Source organism: Aminobacter sp. UC22_36, from assembly GCF_044056035.1.
In the GTDB taxonomy this organism is placed as follows: Bacteria; Pseudomonadota; Alphaproteobacteria; order Rhizobiales; family Rhizobiaceae; genus Aminobacter.
Window position 1 is genome coordinate 4,920,104 of record NZ_CP171996.1, and the last position, 15,761, is coordinate 4,935,864.

Consider the following 15,761-nt stretch of genomic DNA (forward strand, 5'->3'; position numbering starts at 1 on the left):
GATCAGCTAGCGAGCAGGCCGGCCGCAGTGCGCTCGTCGGTGATCAGGCCGTTGACGAGGCGACGGGTGATCGCAGCCTGGATGCCGGGCAATTTGCGCTCGCCCATGGCGAGCGCCACCACCAGGGAGCGCTCGCGCGATGGCAGCGGCGCGGAAGCGACGCGGTCATTGGTGATGCCGTCGATCAGCTTGCCGTCGCGGTCGAAGGCCCAGCCGACGATCTCGCCGACCGCGCCGGCTTTCTGCAGCGCCTTGAGTTCGGCTTCGGAGATGAAGCCGTCCTCGTAGAGCGGCGCCTGCGGACCCATGTCGCCGACGCCGACAAAGGTGACGTCGGCCTGTGCGGCGAGCGCCAGCGTCGGCTGGATCAGCGGCTGACTGTGCAGCATGCGGCGCTCTTCCGAAGACGAGGCGATTGCCGGCAAGGGCATGGGAAAGCTGCGCGCCTTGATGGTGTCGGCCATGGTGAAGATGACGTTGTAAAACGCCGCCGAACCATCCGGCGAGATGTTGCCGGTCAGCGAGACCACCTTGTGATGCGGGCACTCCATCGGCGGCAGCTGCTCGATCGCCGCCTTCAGCGTGCGGCCGGTGCCGATCGCCATGACGATCGGCTCTGGCTTGCGCAGCCATTTCTCGATCTCTGCGGCCGCAGCCTGGGCAATGCCGATCGTCGTCGACGACGAATCCGGATCGCTCGGCGTGACCTCGACAAGGTCGAGCGCAAAACGCGAACGCAGCCGCGCCGCAAGGTCGAGACAGCTGGCGATCGGATGGTCGACCCGCACCTTGATCAGGCCTTCGGACATGGCGAGCGAAACCAGCCGCTGCGCCGTCTGGCGTGAGACGCCAAGCTTCGTTGCGATCTGGTCCTGGGTGTTGCCGGCGACATAATAGAGCCAGCCGGCGCGGGCGGCCTCGTCAAGCCTTGGGTTTTCGCTCCGGGAACTCATGCGTCACGCCTCTTCAATCTGCCGAGACAGTTTCGCAGGGTTTTCGGAATTGCGCAATTGCTCGACAAGGCGTCAATTGCTCGCGCACCTGGTCGGGCATCCTGCCGCCTGCAAGACGGCAGCAGGATGAAACGTCAGTTCGTTGCAGCTGAGGTGTCGACGACCTCGAAGTCGTGGGTCAGCACTGCCGACTTGGCGAGCATGGCGGACGCCGAGCAGTATTTCTCGATCGACAGGCTGACGGCACGCTCGACCTTGGCCGGCGCGAGGCCACGGCCCTTGACCACGAAATGCATGTGGATGCGGGTGAACACCTTGGGGTCGGTTTCAGCACGATCGGCGTCGAGCTCGACGGTGCAGTCCTCGATCGCCTCACGCCCCTTCTCCAGAATGTGGACGACGTCATAAGCCGAGCAGCCGCCGGCACCGATCAGCATCAATTCCATCGGGCTTGGACCCGGCGTCTGACCGCCCGGCTCCCTGGACGTTCCAAGCACGATCTTGTGCCCGCTGCCGGACTCGCCAACGAAGGTGCGATCCTCAACCCATTTGATGCGTGCCTTCATGACAGCCATCCTTCCATGCAAAATGTTCCGCGATCGTGCGGTCCAAGTTCATAACCGGATGCAGGCCAAAGCGTCGAGTGCCCAGCCACGCAGGCAAGCTTTTTGAGCCGGAATAATTGTCGCGGGCAGCGGGCCGAAACTTGTTGCCTGCGGCAGCCGTGTGTTCGAGAGGTTGCGTCCAGTGCAGCCGAAAGTTGAGAGAAGAGCCGTGATGCATGCCCATGAAATCGGGCTCCTACCGCGGCAAATCGAAGGCCATGCCGCGCCACAATTCCACGCATGCAAACTAAATGTTCGATCACGACATTCTGTGCGGAACTTTGGCTGTTCAGGGAAGTTGAGAGGAAGGCAAAAGGTCGAAGTGGTGTTACACTCCCAACCGACTTCGGCATTGTGAGGGTGCCATGCAAACACGTGAATCCGACGTCTTCAATCTCTTCTCGGAAATCTACAGCAGCCAAACCACCGAGGAGATGAGCCTACAGCAATATCTGCTCGCCTGCCGCGACCAGCCAGCGATGTACGCGACTGCGGCCGAGCGAATGGTGGACGCCATCGGCGCGCCCACGCTGATCGACACCAGCGCAGACCCCCGCATGGGGCGCATCTTCGCCAACCGAACAATCAAGATTTATCCAGCCTTTGCCGAGTTCTACGGCATGGAAGACACGATCGAGCGGATCGTCGGTTACTTCCGTTACGCCGCGCAAGGGCTCGAGGAACGCAAGCAGATCCTCTATCTGCTCGGCCCCGTCGGCGGCGGCAAGTCGTCGCTCGCCGAGCGGCTGAAGAAGCTGATGGAAGAGCGGCCGATCTATACGCTCAAGGTCGGCGGACAGCTCAGCCCGATTTTCGAATCACCCCTCGGCCTGTTCCATCCAGAACGCATGGCCGACCTGCTCGAAGACAAATATGGCATCGCCCGGCGCCGGCTAACTGGCCTGATTTCGCCCTGGGCCGCCAAGCGGCTCGAAGAAATCGGCGGCGACGTTTCGAAATTCTCCGTCGTCAAGCTGACGCCGTCGCGGCTGCGCCAGATCGGCATCGCCAAGACCGAGCCCGGCGACGAAAACAACCAGGACGTGTCGGCGCTTGTCGGCAAGGTCGACATCCGCAAGCTGGAAAATTTCAGCCAGGCCGACCCTGACGCCTACTCCTACAGCGGCGGCCTCAACCGCACGACCCAAGGCCTTCTCGAATTCGTCGAGATGTTCAAGGCGCCGATCAAGGTGCTGCATCCGCTTTTGACCGCGACCCAGGAAGGCAACTACAACGGCACCGAGAGTTTCGGCGCCTTCCCCTATCAGGGCATCGTGCTGGCGCACTCGAACGAATCCGAGTGGCTGCAGTTCAAGAGCAACCGCAACAACGAGGCCTTCCTCGACCGTATCCTGGTGGTCAAGGTGCCCTACTGCCTGCGTGTCACCGAAGAGCGCCAGATCTACGAAAAGCTATTGCGCGAAAGCGAACTGGTGAGCAATCCATGCGCGCCTGAGGTGCTCGACATATTGAGCCGCTTCACCGTGTCGACACGGTTGAGCGAACATGAGAACTCGCCGCTCTACACCAAGATGCGCGTCTATGACGGCGAGAACCTCAAGGACGTCGACCCCAAGGCCAAGTCGATGCAGGAGTATCGCGATGCCGCCGGCGTCGACGAAGGCATGAATGGCGTCAGCACGCGCTTTGCCTTCAAGGTGCTGTCGGAGACCTTCAACTACGACACCAAGGAGATCGCAGCCGATCCGGTGCACCTGATGTATGTGCTCGAGCAGGCGATCAAGCGCGAGCAGTTCCCGGGCGAGATCGAATCCTCCTATCTCGATTTCATCAAGTCGGAGATCGCTTCCCGCTATGCCGAGTTCATCGGCCACGAGATCCAGAAGGCCTATCTCGAATCCTACAGCGAGTACGGCCAGAACCTGTTCGACCGCTATATCGCCTATGCCGACGCCTGGATCGAGGACCAGGACTACAAGGATCCCGACACCGGCCAAATCCTCAACCGCGGCATTCTCGACTCCGAGCTGTCGCAGATCGAGAAGCCGGCCGGCATCGCCAACCCGAAGGACTTCCGCAACGAGGTGGTCAAGTTCACGCTCAGGGCCCGCGCCAAGAACAATGGCCGCAACCCGTCGTGGACGAGCTACGAGAAGCTGCGCGAGGTGATCGAAAAGCGGATGTTCGGCCAGGTCGAGGACCTGTTGCCGGTGATCAGCTTCGGTGCCAAGCGCGACAGCACCACCGAGAAGCAGCATGCCGAATTCGTCGAACGCATGACCGAGCGCGGCTACACGCAGCGCCAGGTCCGGCGGCTCGTCGATTGGTACATGCGGGTCAACAAGGCAGGCTGACCGGGAGCGAGCGGGGATCCATATGCCGAACTTCATCGATCGGCGCCTCAATCCCAAGGACAAGAGCCTTGGCAACAGGCAGCGTTTTTTGAGGCGCGCCAGGGATGAGCTGAAACGGGCGATCAACGAACGGGTCAGGTCCGGAAAGATCGATGCGGTGGGGGAAGACCAGGTCATCCCGATCCCGCGCAAGGGGATCGGGGAGCCGACATTCCAACGCGCACCACATTCGGGCCGCCGGGAGGAGGTCCTGCCCGGCAACAAGACCTTCGGCACCGGTGACCGCATTCCGCGTCCGGCCGCCGGCAGCGGCAAGGGCTCGGACCCCTCGTCATCGGGAGATGGCGAGGACGATTTCCAGTTCGTGCTGTCTCGTGAAGAGGTCCTCGACCTGTTCTTCGAGGACCTCGAGCTGCCCGACCTGGTCAAGCTCAATCTCAAGGAAGTGGTGACGTTCAGGCCACGCCGGGCCGGCTACACGATGAGCGGCAACCCGACCAGCATCAGTGTCGGGCGCACCATGTTCAACAGCTTCGGCCGGCGCATCGCGCTCAGACGCCCGAAGCAGACCGAGATCGACGCGGTTGCGGTGGAGCTCGCCAAGCTGGAGGGTGAGAGGCGGCCGAGCGCCGCCATTCAGCAACGTATCGTCGCCCTGCGCGAGGAACTTGCAACACTCGCGCGCCGGCGCAAGCTGATCCCCTACATCGACCCCATCGACATCCGCTTCAACCGTTTCGAGCCGCAGCCGGTGCCCAATGCCAATGCGGTGATGTTCTGCCTGATGGACGTCTCGGGTTCGATGGGCGAACGCGAGAAGGACCTCGCCAAGCGCTTCTTCGTGCTGCTGCACCTGTTTCTCAAGCGGCGCTACGCCAAGACCGACATCGTCTTCATCCGCCACACGCATGAAGCGTCCGAGGTCGACGAGGATACGTTCTTCTACAGCACCCAAAGCGGCGGCACCGTCGTTTCCACGGCACTCGACGAGATGCTGCGCGTCATACGCGAGCGCTATCCCGCCAAGGAATGGAACATCTACGCGGCGCAAGCCTCCGATGGCGACAACATCCCCCAACGATTCCGAGCGCTGCGTGTCGATCCTCGACAACACGCTGATGCGGCTGTGCCAGTATTACGCCTATGTCGAGATCATCGATGAGCGCGAAAGCGAGATGTTCCGCCATGCCGACAACGGCACCTCGTTGTGGAACGCCTATCGCGAGGTCAGCGCTGAATGGCCGAACTTCGAGATGACGCGCATCGCCAAGCCGTCCGATATCTATCCCGTCTTTCATGAGCTGTTCGCCAAGGCGCCGGCGCCGGCAAAACGCGGATGAGGATGCACATTGGAAAAGCGTTCAAAAACATTGCCGCTGCTGTTTACGAATTCCGACTGGAACTTTGACGACCTGTCGCGGGCCTATGACGCGATCAAGGAGATCGCGGTCAAAGAGCTTCGTCTCGACTTCTATCCCAACCAGATCGAGGTGATTTCGTCCGAGCAGATGCTCGACGCCTATTCCTCGATCGGCATGCCGCTGATGTACCAGCACTGGTCGTTCGGCAAACATTTTGTCCACGAGTCCAATCTCTATCGCAAAGGCCGCATGGGGCTGGCTTACGAGCTGGTGATCAATTCCAATCCCTGCATCACCTACCTCATGGAAGAAAACACCATGGCGCTGCAGACGCTTGTCATCGCGCACGCGTCGTTCGGCCATAACCACTTCTTCAAGAACAACTATCTGTTCCAGCAATGGACCGATGCGGGGGCGATCCTTGCCTATATGGAGTTCGCCAAGAGCTACATAGCGCGCTGCGAGGAGAGGTATGGCCCGGCAGCCGTGGAAGCCGTTCTCGATGCCGCCCACGCGCTGATGCCGCAAGCCGTGTTCCGCTATCGCCGGCGGCCGAGGCTATCGGTCGAAAGGGAGCAGGCACGCATCCGCGAGCGGCTGGAGCATGAGGAACGTACCTTCAGCGACCTGTGGCGCACCCTGCCGCAGGCAGCCGAAGCCGAAGCACCGCGCGAGGTCGAAACGGATATGTCGGAGCGCCAGTCGGCGATCGAATATCCCGAGGAAAACCTGCTCTACTTCCTGGAAAAATACAGCCCGGTGCTCAAGGCCTGGCAACGCGAGATCCTGCGCATCGTCCGCGTCATCGCGCAGTATTTCTACCCGCAGCGGCAAACCAAGGTGATGAACGAAGGCTGCGCCACCTTCGTCCACTACACCATCATGAACAGCCTTTACGACAAGGGCCAGATCAGCGAAGGCACGATGCTGGAGGTGCTGCAGAACCACTCCAACGTGGTGTTCCAGCCCGGCTTCGACGACCCGCGTTATGGTGGCCTCAATCCCTACACGCTCGGCTTCAACATGATGCGCGACATCCAGCGTATCTGCACGCAGCCGACGGCCGAAGATCGCGACTGGTTCCCGGATTTCGCCGGCAATGGCGATTGGTGCGGCACGCTGCTCGACGCCTGGGCAACACACCGCGACGAGTTCTTTCATCCGGCAGTTCCTGAGCCCAGCCCTGATCCGCGACATGCGGCTGTTTTCGCTGCAGGAAGAAGCCTCCGACCCGTACTACGAGGTGACGGCCATCCACGACGAGCGCGGCTATGAGCGCGTGCGCTCGCGCCTTGCCGACAATTACGATGTCGGCGTGACGCAGCCCGACATCCAGGCCGTCGACGCTGATCTCAAGGGCGATCGCAAGCTGCGTATCAAGCACACCGTGCATCATGGCGTGACGCTGGTGGAAGAGACGCGCAACGAGACCGTGCGCTACATCCAGCGCCTCTGGGGCCACGAGGTCAGCCTGGTCGGCGTGGACGGCACGACCGACAAGACGCTCTACGAATTCTCGTCGAAGGACCTTGCGGAGAAGGTCTAGCCAAGTGCGGTTTTCATTCTCCTGACGATGTCGGCATCGGTGTGCTTCGGTCGTGGCGCGACGAAGCCGAGTTCCAGCGCCTTCAGCTTCGTTGCCTCGACCGCAACCGAGCACGATGAATGGATCTCGTGCAAAGGCAGCCGCGCCTGGATAGCACCCACCGTGTCGAGATTGACGCCCGAGCCAGGCATGATCGCGATGCGGCCGCGCGCGTGATCGAAGCACCGAGCCAGTGCGTCGAGGCCCTTCAGGGCCGTGGTCTCGCCACCCGAAGTCAGGATGCGCTCGAAGCCGAGCTCGACGGCCAGTTCGACTGCCTTCGCAAAGTCCGGACCGGCAAGGTCGAAGGCACGATGCAGCGTCATGCCCAGCCCCTTCGCGTGGCCGGCCAGTCGCGAAAGCACGTCGCGGTCCAGCGAGCCGTCCGGCCTGTTGGCGCCGAGCACGACACCCGCCAGCCCGGCAGCGCCCGCAGCGTCGATGTCGGCCAGCAAGGTCGCCATGTCGGCATCGTCGAAGACGAAATCGCCGGGCCGCGTCCGGATCATCGCATAGACCGGGATCGGCGCCTTGGCGGCAAGCGCCATCAGGCCGGGCGACGGCGTCAAGCCGCCTGTTTCGAGCGCGGCGCAGAGCTCGATGCGATCGGCGCCGCCTTCAATCGCGGCAGCCAGGCTTTGCGGGCTGTCGACGCAGACTTCGAGCAGGATTTTCTCAGACATGGGCTAGCTCCTGGAAACCGACGGCGGCGGCGCCGATCAGGCCCGGCTCTGTGGTCAAGGCCGCCTTGACCAGTAGTGGGCTTTGCGAACGCCGCAACGTGCGGCTGCGCACCTGGTTGTCGAGGGCAGCGATCAGTTCGGGCACGTTCGACAAACCGCCACCGACCGGAACGATGGACGAGCCGATGATGTTCATCGTCAGCGCCAGCGGCACGCCGACCAGTTCGAGGTAGACATCCATCGTGCGGCACGCCTTCGGCTCGCCTTCGCGCCAACGGTCGATGATTTCGGTACTCGACAGCACCTCGTCGCACAGGAAGTGATGCAGCTTTTCCATTCCGCGTGCGCCGCCGATGGTGTCGACGCAGCCGGCCTGGCCGCAGCCGCATGCAAAATGCGGAAGCTCAACCGGTGGCGTGCCCACGCGTGTGGCCAACGCCTGGCCGTGGCCCCACTCGCCGGCGTAACCGCCGGCGCCCCGGACAAGGCGCCCGTCGATGACAAGGCCGCCGCCGACACCGGTGCCCAGGATAATGCCGAAGACATTGGCATGACCACGCCCTGCCCCTTCAGTCGCCTCGGCCATGGCGAAACAATCGGCATCGTTGGCGATCGACACAGGCAGCCCGATCTCGGCTTCGAGATCGGCGGCGATGGTGCGGCCGTTAATGCAAGGAATGTTGGCGCATTTCAGGCTGCCGGTGGCAGGATCGACAACACCGGCGATCGAAATCGAAACGCCTTTGGTACGACCGCGATCCGACGCCACGCGCTCGGCGATGACCGCGGTGAAGGCGCCAAAATCGTCAAGCGGGGTTTTCACCCGGTCGATGATCTCGATTTCGCCGGCCGAGCGCGCACGGGCGCTTTTTATCGTTGAACCGCCAATGTCGAAGCAGGTAAGCATGAAATCAGTTCCCGGATGGATGAATGCTGCGGGACGTCTGGCCACGGCGCCCGAATTTCAAGACGACAACTCGCAAAGGCTTTTATGGACAGTTCGCGCAAACGACGCACCTCGCCGACCATCGCCGATGTCGCCGAGCTGGCCGGCGTGTCGCGCGCGATCGCCTCGCGGGCGCTGTCGAGCGAAAGCCGACCCGTCTCCGCCGACAAACGCGCGCGTGTGCTTGAAGCAGCCAATACGCTTGGCTTCAAGCCCAATCTTCTCGCCCGCAGCCTGACGACCAAGACGGTCAACCTGATCGCAGTGATCGTCAACCACATCCACGACTTCTCCGACCTCGATCTGTTCGATCTCCTGATCAGCGACATCCAGTCGATCGGCAAGCAGGTGATCTTCCTGCGTGTCGGTTCGGTCGAGCGCATCGAAGAATTCCTGCGCAACGGTGTCGCCTACCATGTCGATGCGGCACTGGTGTTTTCCGACTTCGCCGACGCTGAAAGCGTGCGCAAGATGTTCCGCAGCGACGACGTTTTGATGCTCAACGGCATGCATGACGGCTCGTCTCCTTCAGTGGTGCCCAACGAGGCGATCGGCATCGCCGAGGCTGTCGCCGACGCCGCCAGCAAGGGTGTCGCAACCGCAGCGCTGGTAACCGGACGCGTATCCTCGCCGGTCGAGCAACAGCGCATCGCCAACTACAAGTCCGAGATGGAGCGACGCGGCATCCGCCTGGTTGCAGAACTGCGCGGTGACTACTCCTACCAGAGCGGCCGCAGCGTCGCGCAGTCGGCTGACTGGCCGACGACCAACGCGGTGTTCTGCACCTCCGATGCGATGGCCATGGGCATCATGGACGTTCACCGCGATGCCTTTCCCGGCAACCGGCCAGAGTGCTTCCGGCTCTACGGCTTCGACAATTTGTCGCTGACGGATTTCGAGGCCTATCCGATCTCGTCGATCGGCTACGACAAGAAGACCTATGTCGGCGAGATCCTGCGTTTCCTGGCGACACCCGAGCAGTTCGGCAACGGCCAGGCAGAGGTAACGGTGCCGACCTTCTTCGTGCCGCGCGCGACATCCTGACTGCAATAGCGGGCTGAATGCAAAACGGGCAGGCTTGCCGCCTGCCCGTCGCCTCAGCCCTGGCTTACCAGAGCGGGGTCAAAGCCGGCGGGTTGGCGGTCTCGCCCCACCACTTCTTGTAGTTCGTCTGGTAAGCGCCGCTCTGGATGTAGTCGGACACGAACATGTCGATCCAGCGCACGAAGCTCTCGTCGCCCTTGGCGACAGCGATGCCGATCGGGTCGTTGGAGTGCAGGCCCGGCAGCGTCACCAGATTCTCGTTCTTGGTGGCGAGATAGTCGAGCAGCGAAGAGTCCTCGATGGCGGCATCGACACGCTTCTGCTGCAGCAGCAGCACGCCTTCCGGCGAGAAGTTGTCGGTGTAGACGAGCTCGGCCTGCGGTGCCGCCTTCTTGATGAAGGTCTCGCCCGTCGAGCCGCGGCCAACGACGATCTTCTTGCCGGCGAGGCCTTCGAGCGAGGTGATGCCGGCATCCTTCTGGACGATAATGCGCAGGCCGGCGCGGTTGTAGGGGATCGAGAAGTCGACCGACTTGGCGCGCTCGAGCGTTGCCGAGGTGTTGGCAACGGCTATGTCGATCTGGCCGGATACCAGCATCGAGATGCGGGCGTCGCCCGAGACGTCGACGAACTCGACCGGCACGCCGAGCTTTTCGGCAAGCTGGGTGGCGACGTCGACGTCATAGCCGACAGGATTGTTCTGGGCATCGCGGAAGCCGATCGGCTCGCCGCCGAGCGACACGCCGATGCGCACGGTGCCGCGCTCGCGGATTTCGTCGATCTTGCCGGCCTGGGCAGCGCCCGTTGCAGCGAGGCCGATGGCCAGCGCCATGCCTGCCAGTTTCATCAGGTTCTTCATTTTCCCTCTCCCTTAGGTTTCTAGGATGTGAACGGTTCGGCGAAGCGATGCTCCGGTTCGGGCAGGCCGGTGTCCCAGAACCAGTATTTGATCTGCTCTTCGCAATTCAGGCTGACGACCTTGTGGTTGCCCTTGGCGTCCAACGCATGGATGACGACGCCGGCCAGGAAGCCGCTTTTCAGCTCGCGCAGTTCCTCGACGGCAAGTGCGATCGCCGCGTCGAGCGAGTAGCCGAGCCGCATGGCAAGCACGATGGTGCGCGCGGTGCCGCAGCGCATGGTCATCTCGCCGGTATGGGTGCAGGCGGCGGCGCCGAAGCGGCTATCGGCATAAAAACCCGCGCCGGGGATCGGCGAGTCGCCGAGACGGCCGGGATATTTCCAGGCCCAGCCGGAGGTCGAGGTCACCACATTGAGCCCACCAAGACTGTCCTGCGACAAGAACACGGTGGTGTCGCGAACCCGCTCCGGATCGGTGATGGTGCGGCTGAGCGGGGCAAGTGCGATGTCGGGGAATTTCGCCAGCTCTTCCGGCGAAAGCTCCTTTTCCAGCCGCTGCCACCAGACACGCTTGCTCTCTTCATAGAGCGTCTCGTCATGGGGGAAGCCGATCTCGGTGGCAAAGCGGCGGGCGCCGTCGCCGGTGAGCATGACATGCGGCAGGCGCTTCATCACTTCATGGGCAAGAGCGGCGACCGGAATGGTGTCGGGTACGGCACCGACCGAGCCGACTTCGCGGGTCGTGCCGTCCATGACGCCGGCATCAAACTCCATGCGGCCGAGCATGTTCGGCCAGCCACCGAAACCGACCGAGCGGACCTTGACCTCGCGCTCGACCTCGCCGATGCCGGCGACCATGGCATCGATGCCGTGGCGTCCAGCCTTCAGAAGGTCGACGCTTTTGGAGAAGCCCGGCCAGGCCTCGGAATTGGCAAGCAGGATCATTTCAGTCTTTACGCATCTTGGAGAGGAACTGGGCCACGCGCGGCAGGGCCATGCCCGTGGCGGAGAAGAAGTCTTCGGTCGGCAGGTCGGCGATCAGCAAGCCCTTGTCGAGGAAGGCGATGCGCGAGGAAATGGAACGCGCGAACTCGATCTCGTGGGTGACGAAGACCATGGTGGTGCCGGTCTTGGCGAGAGCCGCCAGGATCGACAGCACTTCCGACGTCATCTCGGGATCGAGCGCGCTGGTGACCTCGTCGAGCAGCAGGTAGCTCGGCTTCATCGCCAGCGCCCGGCAGATGCCGACACGCTGGCGCTGGCCGCCGGACAGCTGCGAGGGATAGGCATCGGCGCGCTCCGAAAGCCCGACCGAGTGCAGCAATTCGCGCGCCTCGGCCTCGGCCTGCTTGCGCGGCACCTTCAGCACCTCGATCGGGGCAAGTGCTACGTTCTGCACCGCCGTCATGTGCGGGTAGAGGTTGAAGAGCTGGAATACCGTGCCCGAGCGCTTGCGCGCCTCGCTCAACTCGCGCGGCTTGGAGACGTCGAAGCCGTCGACCGTGATCTTGCCGGCGTCGATCTTCTCCAGCCCGTTGATGCAGCGGATGAGCGTTGACTTGCCCGAGCCGGACGAGCCGAGCACGGACACGACCTCACCCTGGCGGATTTCGAGGTCGACGCCGTTGAGCACTGTGGCAGCACCAAAGGATTTGCGCAGGCCGGTGACGCTGATCATTTACAGACCCTTCCAGGCGGTATGGGCGCGAAGCCGCTTCTCGAAGCGACCTCCGGCGTAGGCGACCAGCTTCGCGGTCAGGTAATAGAGCAAGCCTACGGCAGTCCAGACGAGGAACGGCTTGAGCGTGCGCAGGTTGAGGATGTTGCCGACCTTGGTCAGGTCCATGACGCCGATCACCGAGATCAGCGAGGTGACCTGCAGCTGATTGACCAAAAGGCCAGTGAGCGGGCCTATGGCGAAGGCCGCCGCCTGGGGGGCGATCACCCGGCGTAGGATCTGCCAGCGCGTCAGGCCGAAGACACGCGCGGCCTCGATCTGGTCGCGGCCGACCGACTCGATCGCCGAGACGGCGATGACGTAGATGAAGGCAGCACTGTTGCCGGACAGCGTGATGACGGCGGCTTCGGTCGGCGTGACGTTGATCTTGAGGAACGCCGGCAGGCCGAAGAACACCAAAAACAGCTGCACCAGCACCGGCGAGTTCTTGAGCAGTTCGGCGATGAAGGTGACGATCTGCATCAGCGCTGGCACGCGGTAGAAGCGGATCACCGCCCATGCCGTGCCGATGACGAGGCCGATCAGCGTGGTCGAGACGAACAATGCCAGCGACACGCCGAGGCCCTGCAGCAAAAGCACGATGTCGAACGGCGTGAAATCCCCGTAGCGCATCAGGCCACTCCCTCTTCCTGGTGACGGTTGAGGTAGCGGTGCAGCATGCCAATCAGGATCGCCACGGAATAAGTCAGCGCGGCGTAGGCGACGAGCAGGACGAAATAGACCTCGAACGGGCGGAAGGTGTTCGAGGCCACGATCTTGGCCGAGCCGGTCAGCTCGTTGAGCGTGATCGTCGACAGGATCGACGAGGTCAGGATCAGGTTGATGAAGACCGAGCCCAATGGTCTCACCGAGGCGCGCAGGGCAATCGGCAGAATGATCTTGCGGAAGATGGTGATCTTCCTGAGCCCGCTGACCTGCGCCGCCTCGATGACGCCCGGGTCGATTGCCAGGATGCCCGAGCGGATGACGTCAGAAGTGAAGGCGCCGCCGGCGATCGAAAGCGCGACAACGCCAGTGGTGAAGGCGTCGATGTAGATGCCAATTTCGGGCAGGCCGAAATAGAAGAAAAACAGCTGCACGATGAACGGAATGTTGCGGAAAATATCGATGTAGACGGCAGCCAGCCGGTTGAGCAGCGGCGACGCCGACGTGCGCATCGCGCCGATAACGAGACCCAGAACCAGTGAGCCGACAACGGCAAGGGCGCAGGCCTGCAATGTCAGCCACGCCCCTTCCAGCAGGAAGGGGATATGCTTGGCGAGGATCGATAGGTCGAACTTCAAGCGGCACATTCCCGGAAAGTGAAACCGGTTTCACTCTGCAAAACAGCCAAGGCGATGTCAACGCCTGGAAGGGCTATGCCGTCAGTTTTTCGCGGAAGCAGATGCGCCATCACAGGCGCCCTTGCATCACCCCACGGGTTCAGACCCGTCCAGCAAGACGATCAACCGGGCGTCCACCGAAGCTCCTCGACTGCCTCGGGGTGACCGGACGCCCGGTCAGCGCGCTCCCCCCAAGCAATACACTCACGCCATGACGCCGGCTCAACACTTGCCCGACAGCGGGCTGCGGAACTGGTCCGCTGGTTGATCCCTAGCCGACTGCAACGAGCCTACTTGTTGTGGCCCTGATCGCCTTCGTGGTGGTCATCACTGCCACCATGGTGATCATCGCCGCCACCGCCATGATGATCGTCGCCGCCACCATGGTGGTCATCGCCACCGCCATGGTGGTCGTCGCCACCGCCATGGTGGTCGTCGCCGCCGCCGTGGTGATCGTCGCCGCCGCCATGATGGTCATCGCCGCCGCCATGGTGATCATCGCCGCCGCCATGGTGGTCATCGCCGCCGCCGTGGTGATCGTCGCCACCGCCGTGGTGATCGTCGCCGCCGCCGTGGTGATCGTCGCCACCGCCATGGTGATCGTCGCCGCCGCCATGGTGGTCATCGCCGCCGCCATGGTGGTCATGATCATGGTGATGATCGTGGTGGTGGTCGCCGCCGCCATTATCGCCGCCACCGTTGTCGCCGCCGCCGCTGGTGCCACTATTGTCACCGCCGCCACTGGTCCCGCCCGAAGGACGGTTGCCGTCGTCGCTCGAGCGTTCTTCGTCGCCGGTCTGATTGTTGGCCAGGCCAATAACTGCCGTTGTCAGCGGCGGACATTGATTCAGCTCATAAGGGGTCAGGATCTGGCTTCTATTCAAAGCAATGCAGCAGCTTTGATAGTTTGAACCGGTCAGCGGACTACATTTTGCGGCCGACATCATCGGTCGAACCGCCGCTTGGGCATGCCCCGCCAAATACAGCGAAGAAGTCGACAGCGAAAGTACTACAAACAAAGCTTCAGCTACGGATTTCCGGATTGCAGACATTGCCTGTCTCCATGGGACTGCGCCGCAACCACGGTCATCTAGCCGCTTCAAATGTTATATATTCAAGTTACAATTTGTTAAGCATTTGGACACTTTTCGGCCCCGACATCATTTTAGCAACCGCTCATTAACCGCATTGGCTCATTCTTAGAATCACGCATCGGGGACTATCACTGTGAAACGTTTTGTCGCGCTGATCGCGTTATCGGCGTCGTTTGCCTGCACATTTGCCGCCCAGGCCGGCACGTTGATGACCACCGCCGGACCGGCTTTCGCGCCGCCCGCCTTCTCTCCGTTCTGCGCACGCGAACCTCGCCTGTGCAGCACATCGGGCGGTAAAAAGGTTGTGACCTTGCAACCAGAGCTGAGTGCCGAACTCAAGCAGGTCAACCGCGCCGTCAATTCACGCATCAAGGAACGCAACGACACGGGCGATGACTGGCGCGTGCCTGTCACTTCCGGCGATTGCGAGGATTTTGCGATCCTGAAGAAGCGCGAGTTGCTGAAGCGTGGCTGGCCGGCCTCGGCACTGCTACTGACGGTGGCGCGCTATCGTGGCCAGGGTCACACGGTGCTCACCGTGCGCACCAACGAGGGCGACCTGATCCTCGACAACCTGACCAGCTCGGTCCGCGACTGGTCGAGCACGCCCTACAATTATTTCGCCCGCCAGGCCCAAGGCAATGGCAGAAGCTGGGAGCGGATTGGCGGCGCCAAGCCGATCTTGTCGACCGCCGTGGGCGGCTAGCGCCCTCTCCCGACTTCAGCCTCGGCGCTCAAGCAGGATGGTCGGCTCACCGTGATAGGTGGTTCGACCAACCTCGCGGTAGCCATTCTTCTCGGCGACACGCAGCGAAGCGCCATTGGCCGGATCTATAATGCAGACGGTATGGCCAGCAAAGCGGCTGTCGGCCCAGCGTACGAAAGCGCCGACCGTCTCGCTGGCAATGCCCTTGCCATGCATGTCGGCGGCAAAGCCCCAGCCAGCCTCAGGAATGCCTTCGATCGAAGGTTTGATATCGCGCTTCAGGTCATGGAAGCCGCACTCGCCGATGAAGCGGCCTGTGGCCTTTGCCTCGACGGCCCAGAAACCGTAGCCGATCAGTGACCACGAGCCGGCATGGCGCAGGAAGCGCTGCCAGCTTTCCTCGCGCGTCCGCGGCTTGGCGATGAAGCGCGTGACGACCGGATCGGCCCACATCGCGGCATAGGCCTCGAAGTCGTCGATGCGATGCGGCCGCAAGATGGTGCGCTCGGTCTCGATGACGGGAATGTCGGCAAGGGAAAAGGCGGCCATCG

Annotated in this window: 15 protein-coding genes and 2 pseudogenes; 6 read left to right on the forward strand and 11 right to left on the reverse strand. The window is 62.5% G+C overall.

The features are described from left to right. Window positions 1-2: 2 nt before the first annotated feature. The 3 genes from ACHMW7_RS27570 to ACHMW7_RS27580 form a co-directional block, all read right to left on the reverse strand. Complete coding sequence (locus tag ACHMW7_RS27570) at window positions 3-953, reverse strand: sugar-binding transcriptional regulator (RefSeq protein ID WP_395448544.1); 951 nt, start codon at window positions 951-953, stop codon at window positions 3-5. A gap of 134 nt (window positions 954-1,087) precedes the next feature. Then, complete coding sequence (locus ACHMW7_RS27575) at window positions 1,088-1,519, reverse strand: OsmC family protein (RefSeq protein ID WP_395448545.1); 432 nt, start codon at window positions 1,517-1,519, stop codon at window positions 1,088-1,090. Further along, window positions 1,494-1,742, reverse strand: coding sequence for a hypothetical protein (locus ACHMW7_RS27580; protein ID WP_395448546.1), 249 nt, complete (start codon window positions 1,740-1,742; stop codon window positions 1,494-1,496). The genes ACHMW7_RS27575 and ACHMW7_RS27580 overlap by 26 nt, the downstream gene beginning before the upstream one ends. Window positions 1,743-1,923: 181 nt before the next feature. Between ACHMW7_RS27580 and ACHMW7_RS27585 the strand changes: the two genes are divergently transcribed. From ACHMW7_RS27585 to ACHMW7_RS27595, 3 genes and pseudogenes are all read left to right on the forward strand, one after another. After that, complete coding sequence (locus ACHMW7_RS27585) at window positions 1,924-3,873, forward strand: PrkA family serine protein kinase (protein WP_395448547.1); 1,950 nt, start codon at window positions 1,924-1,926, stop codon at window positions 3,871-3,873. Window positions 3,874-3,895: 22 nt separating this feature from the next. Continuing rightward, window positions 3,896-5,213 (forward strand): annotated as a pseudogene (locus tag ACHMW7_RS27590) (YeaH/YhbH family protein). A 9-nt stretch (window positions 5,214-5,222) separates the two neighbouring features. Beyond that, window positions 5,223-6,780, forward strand: a pseudogene (locus tag ACHMW7_RS27595) (SpoVR family protein). On the opposite strand, the gene ACHMW7_RS27600 reads toward ACHMW7_RS27595, so the two are convergent. Together ACHMW7_RS27600 and ACHMW7_RS27605 are read right to left on the reverse strand one after the other, a co-directional pair. After that, a complete protein-coding gene (locus ACHMW7_RS27600; protein ID WP_395448548.1) occupies window positions 6,777-7,502 on the reverse strand; it encodes a copper homeostasis protein CutC in 726 nt (241 codons plus the stop codon). The pseudogene ACHMW7_RS27595 and the gene ACHMW7_RS27600 overlap by 4 nt on opposite strands. Beyond that, window positions 7,495-8,409 carry an ROK family protein gene (locus ACHMW7_RS27605; RefSeq protein ID WP_395448549.1) on the reverse strand — a complete coding sequence of 305 codons (915 nt, stop codon included), beginning with the start codon at window positions 8,407-8,409 and terminating at the stop codon, window positions 7,495-7,497. The genes ACHMW7_RS27600 and ACHMW7_RS27605 overlap by 8 nt, the downstream gene beginning before the upstream one ends. A gap of 84 nt (window positions 8,410-8,493) precedes the next feature. Here ACHMW7_RS27605 and ACHMW7_RS27610 point away from each other — a divergent pair, with 84 nt between their 5' ends. Beyond that, entirely contained in the window at window positions 8,494-9,492 is a 999-nt protein-coding gene (locus tag ACHMW7_RS27610) for a LacI family DNA-binding transcriptional regulator (RefSeq protein WP_395448550.1), read from the forward strand. A 64-nt stretch (window positions 9,493-9,556) separates the two neighbouring features. Here the strand turns inward: ACHMW7_RS27610 and ACHMW7_RS27615 are convergent, their stop codons facing one another. The 5 genes from ACHMW7_RS27615 to ACHMW7_RS27635 are packed head-to-tail and all read right to left on the reverse strand — an operon-like array spanning window position 9,557 to window position 13,371. Further along, on the reverse strand, window positions 9,557-10,351 hold the full coding sequence (locus tag ACHMW7_RS27615; protein ID WP_395448551.1) for a transporter substrate-binding domain-containing protein: 795 nt from the start codon (window positions 10,349-10,351) through the stop codon (window positions 9,557-9,559). A 20-nt stretch (window positions 10,352-10,371) separates the two neighbouring features. After that, the gene (locus ACHMW7_RS27620; RefSeq protein WP_395448552.1) at window positions 10,372-11,295 is read right to left on the reverse strand and encodes an isoaspartyl peptidase/L-asparaginase; all 924 of its coding nucleotides are present in this window, start codon (window positions 11,293-11,295) and stop codon (window positions 10,372-10,374) included. A 1-nt stretch (window position 11,296) separates the two neighbouring features. Then, window positions 11,297-12,028 (reverse strand): amino acid ABC transporter ATP-binding protein, encoded by a 732-nt coding sequence (locus ACHMW7_RS27625; protein ID WP_395448553.1) that lies wholly within the window; start codon window positions 12,026-12,028, stop codon window positions 11,297-11,299. Beyond that, on the reverse strand, window positions 12,029-12,700 hold the full coding sequence (locus ACHMW7_RS27630) for an amino acid ABC transporter permease (protein ID WP_395448554.1): 672 nt from the start codon (window positions 12,698-12,700) through the stop codon (window positions 12,029-12,031). It abuts the gene before it with no gap. Further along, the gene (locus tag ACHMW7_RS27635) at window positions 12,700-13,371 is read right to left on the reverse strand and encodes an amino acid ABC transporter permease (RefSeq protein ID WP_395448555.1); all 672 of its coding nucleotides are present in this window, start codon (window positions 13,369-13,371) and stop codon (window positions 12,700-12,702) included. Before ACHMW7_RS27635 ends, ACHMW7_RS27630 begins: the two co-directional genes overlap by 1 nt. A gap of 338 nt (window positions 13,372-13,709) precedes the next feature. Between ACHMW7_RS27635 and ACHMW7_RS27640 the strand changes: the two genes are divergently transcribed. After that, window positions 13,710-14,321: a hypothetical protein gene (locus tag ACHMW7_RS27640; protein ID WP_395448556.1), complete on the forward strand. Its 612-nt coding sequence runs from the start codon at window positions 13,710-13,712 to the stop codon at window positions 14,319-14,321. Window positions 14,322-14,637: 316 nt separating this feature from the next. After that, window positions 14,638-15,210 (forward strand): transglutaminase-like cysteine peptidase, encoded by a 573-nt coding sequence (locus tag ACHMW7_RS27645; RefSeq protein WP_395448557.1) that lies wholly within the window; start codon window positions 14,638-14,640, stop codon window positions 15,208-15,210. 15 nt (window positions 15,211-15,225) lie between these two features. Here ACHMW7_RS27645 and ACHMW7_RS27650 read toward each other — a convergent pair whose 3' ends face one another. Continuing rightward, window positions 15,226-15,759 carry a GNAT family N-acetyltransferase gene (locus ACHMW7_RS27650; RefSeq protein ID WP_395448558.1) on the reverse strand — a complete coding sequence of 178 codons (534 nt, stop codon included), beginning with the start codon at window positions 15,757-15,759 and terminating at the stop codon, window positions 15,226-15,228. Window positions 15,760-15,761 lie beyond the last annotated feature (2 nt).

Coding starts and splice junctions, on each gene's coding strand:
- ACHMW7_RS27570 (WP_395448544.1), bottom strand. CDS start 953: ATGAGTTCCCGGAGCGAAAACCCAAGGCTTGACGAGGCCGCCCGCGCC.
- ACHMW7_RS27575 (WP_395448545.1), bottom strand. CDS start 1,519: ATGAAGGCACGCATCAAATGGGTTGAGGATCGCACCTTCGTTGGCGAG.
- ACHMW7_RS27580 (WP_395448546.1), bottom strand. CDS start 1,742: ATGGGCATGCATCACGGCTCTTCTCTCAACTTTCGGCTGCACTGGACG.
- ACHMW7_RS27585 (WP_395448547.1), top strand. CDS start 1,924: ATGCAAACACGTGAATCCGACGTCTTCAATCTCTTCTCGGAAATCTAC.
- ACHMW7_RS27600 (WP_395448548.1), bottom strand. CDS start 7,502: ATGTCTGAGAAAATCCTGCTCGAAGTCTGCGTCGACAGCCCGCAAAGC.
- ACHMW7_RS27605 (WP_395448549.1), bottom strand. CDS start 8,409: ATGCTTACCTGCTTCGACATTGGCGGTTCAACGATAAAAAGCGCCCGT.
- ACHMW7_RS27610 (WP_395448550.1), top strand. CDS start 8,494: ATGGACAGTTCGCGCAAACGACGCACCTCGCCGACCATCGCCGATGTC.
- ACHMW7_RS27615 (WP_395448551.1), bottom strand. CDS start 10,351: ATGAAGAACCTGATGAAACTGGCAGGCATGGCGCTGGCCATCGGCCTC.
- ACHMW7_RS27620 (WP_395448552.1), bottom strand. CDS start 11,295: ATGATCCTGCTTGCCAATTCCGAGGCCTGGCCGGGCTTCTCCAAAAGC.
- ACHMW7_RS27625 (WP_395448553.1), bottom strand. CDS start 12,028: ATGATCAGCGTCACCGGCCTGCGCAAATCCTTTGGTGCTGCCACAGTG.
- ACHMW7_RS27630 (WP_395448554.1), bottom strand. CDS start 12,700: ATGCGCTACGGGGATTTCACGCCGTTCGACATCGTGCTTTTGCTGCAG.
- ACHMW7_RS27650 (WP_395448558.1), bottom strand. CDS start 15,759: ATGGCCGCCTTTTCCCTTGCCGACATTCCCGTCATCGAGACCGAGCGC.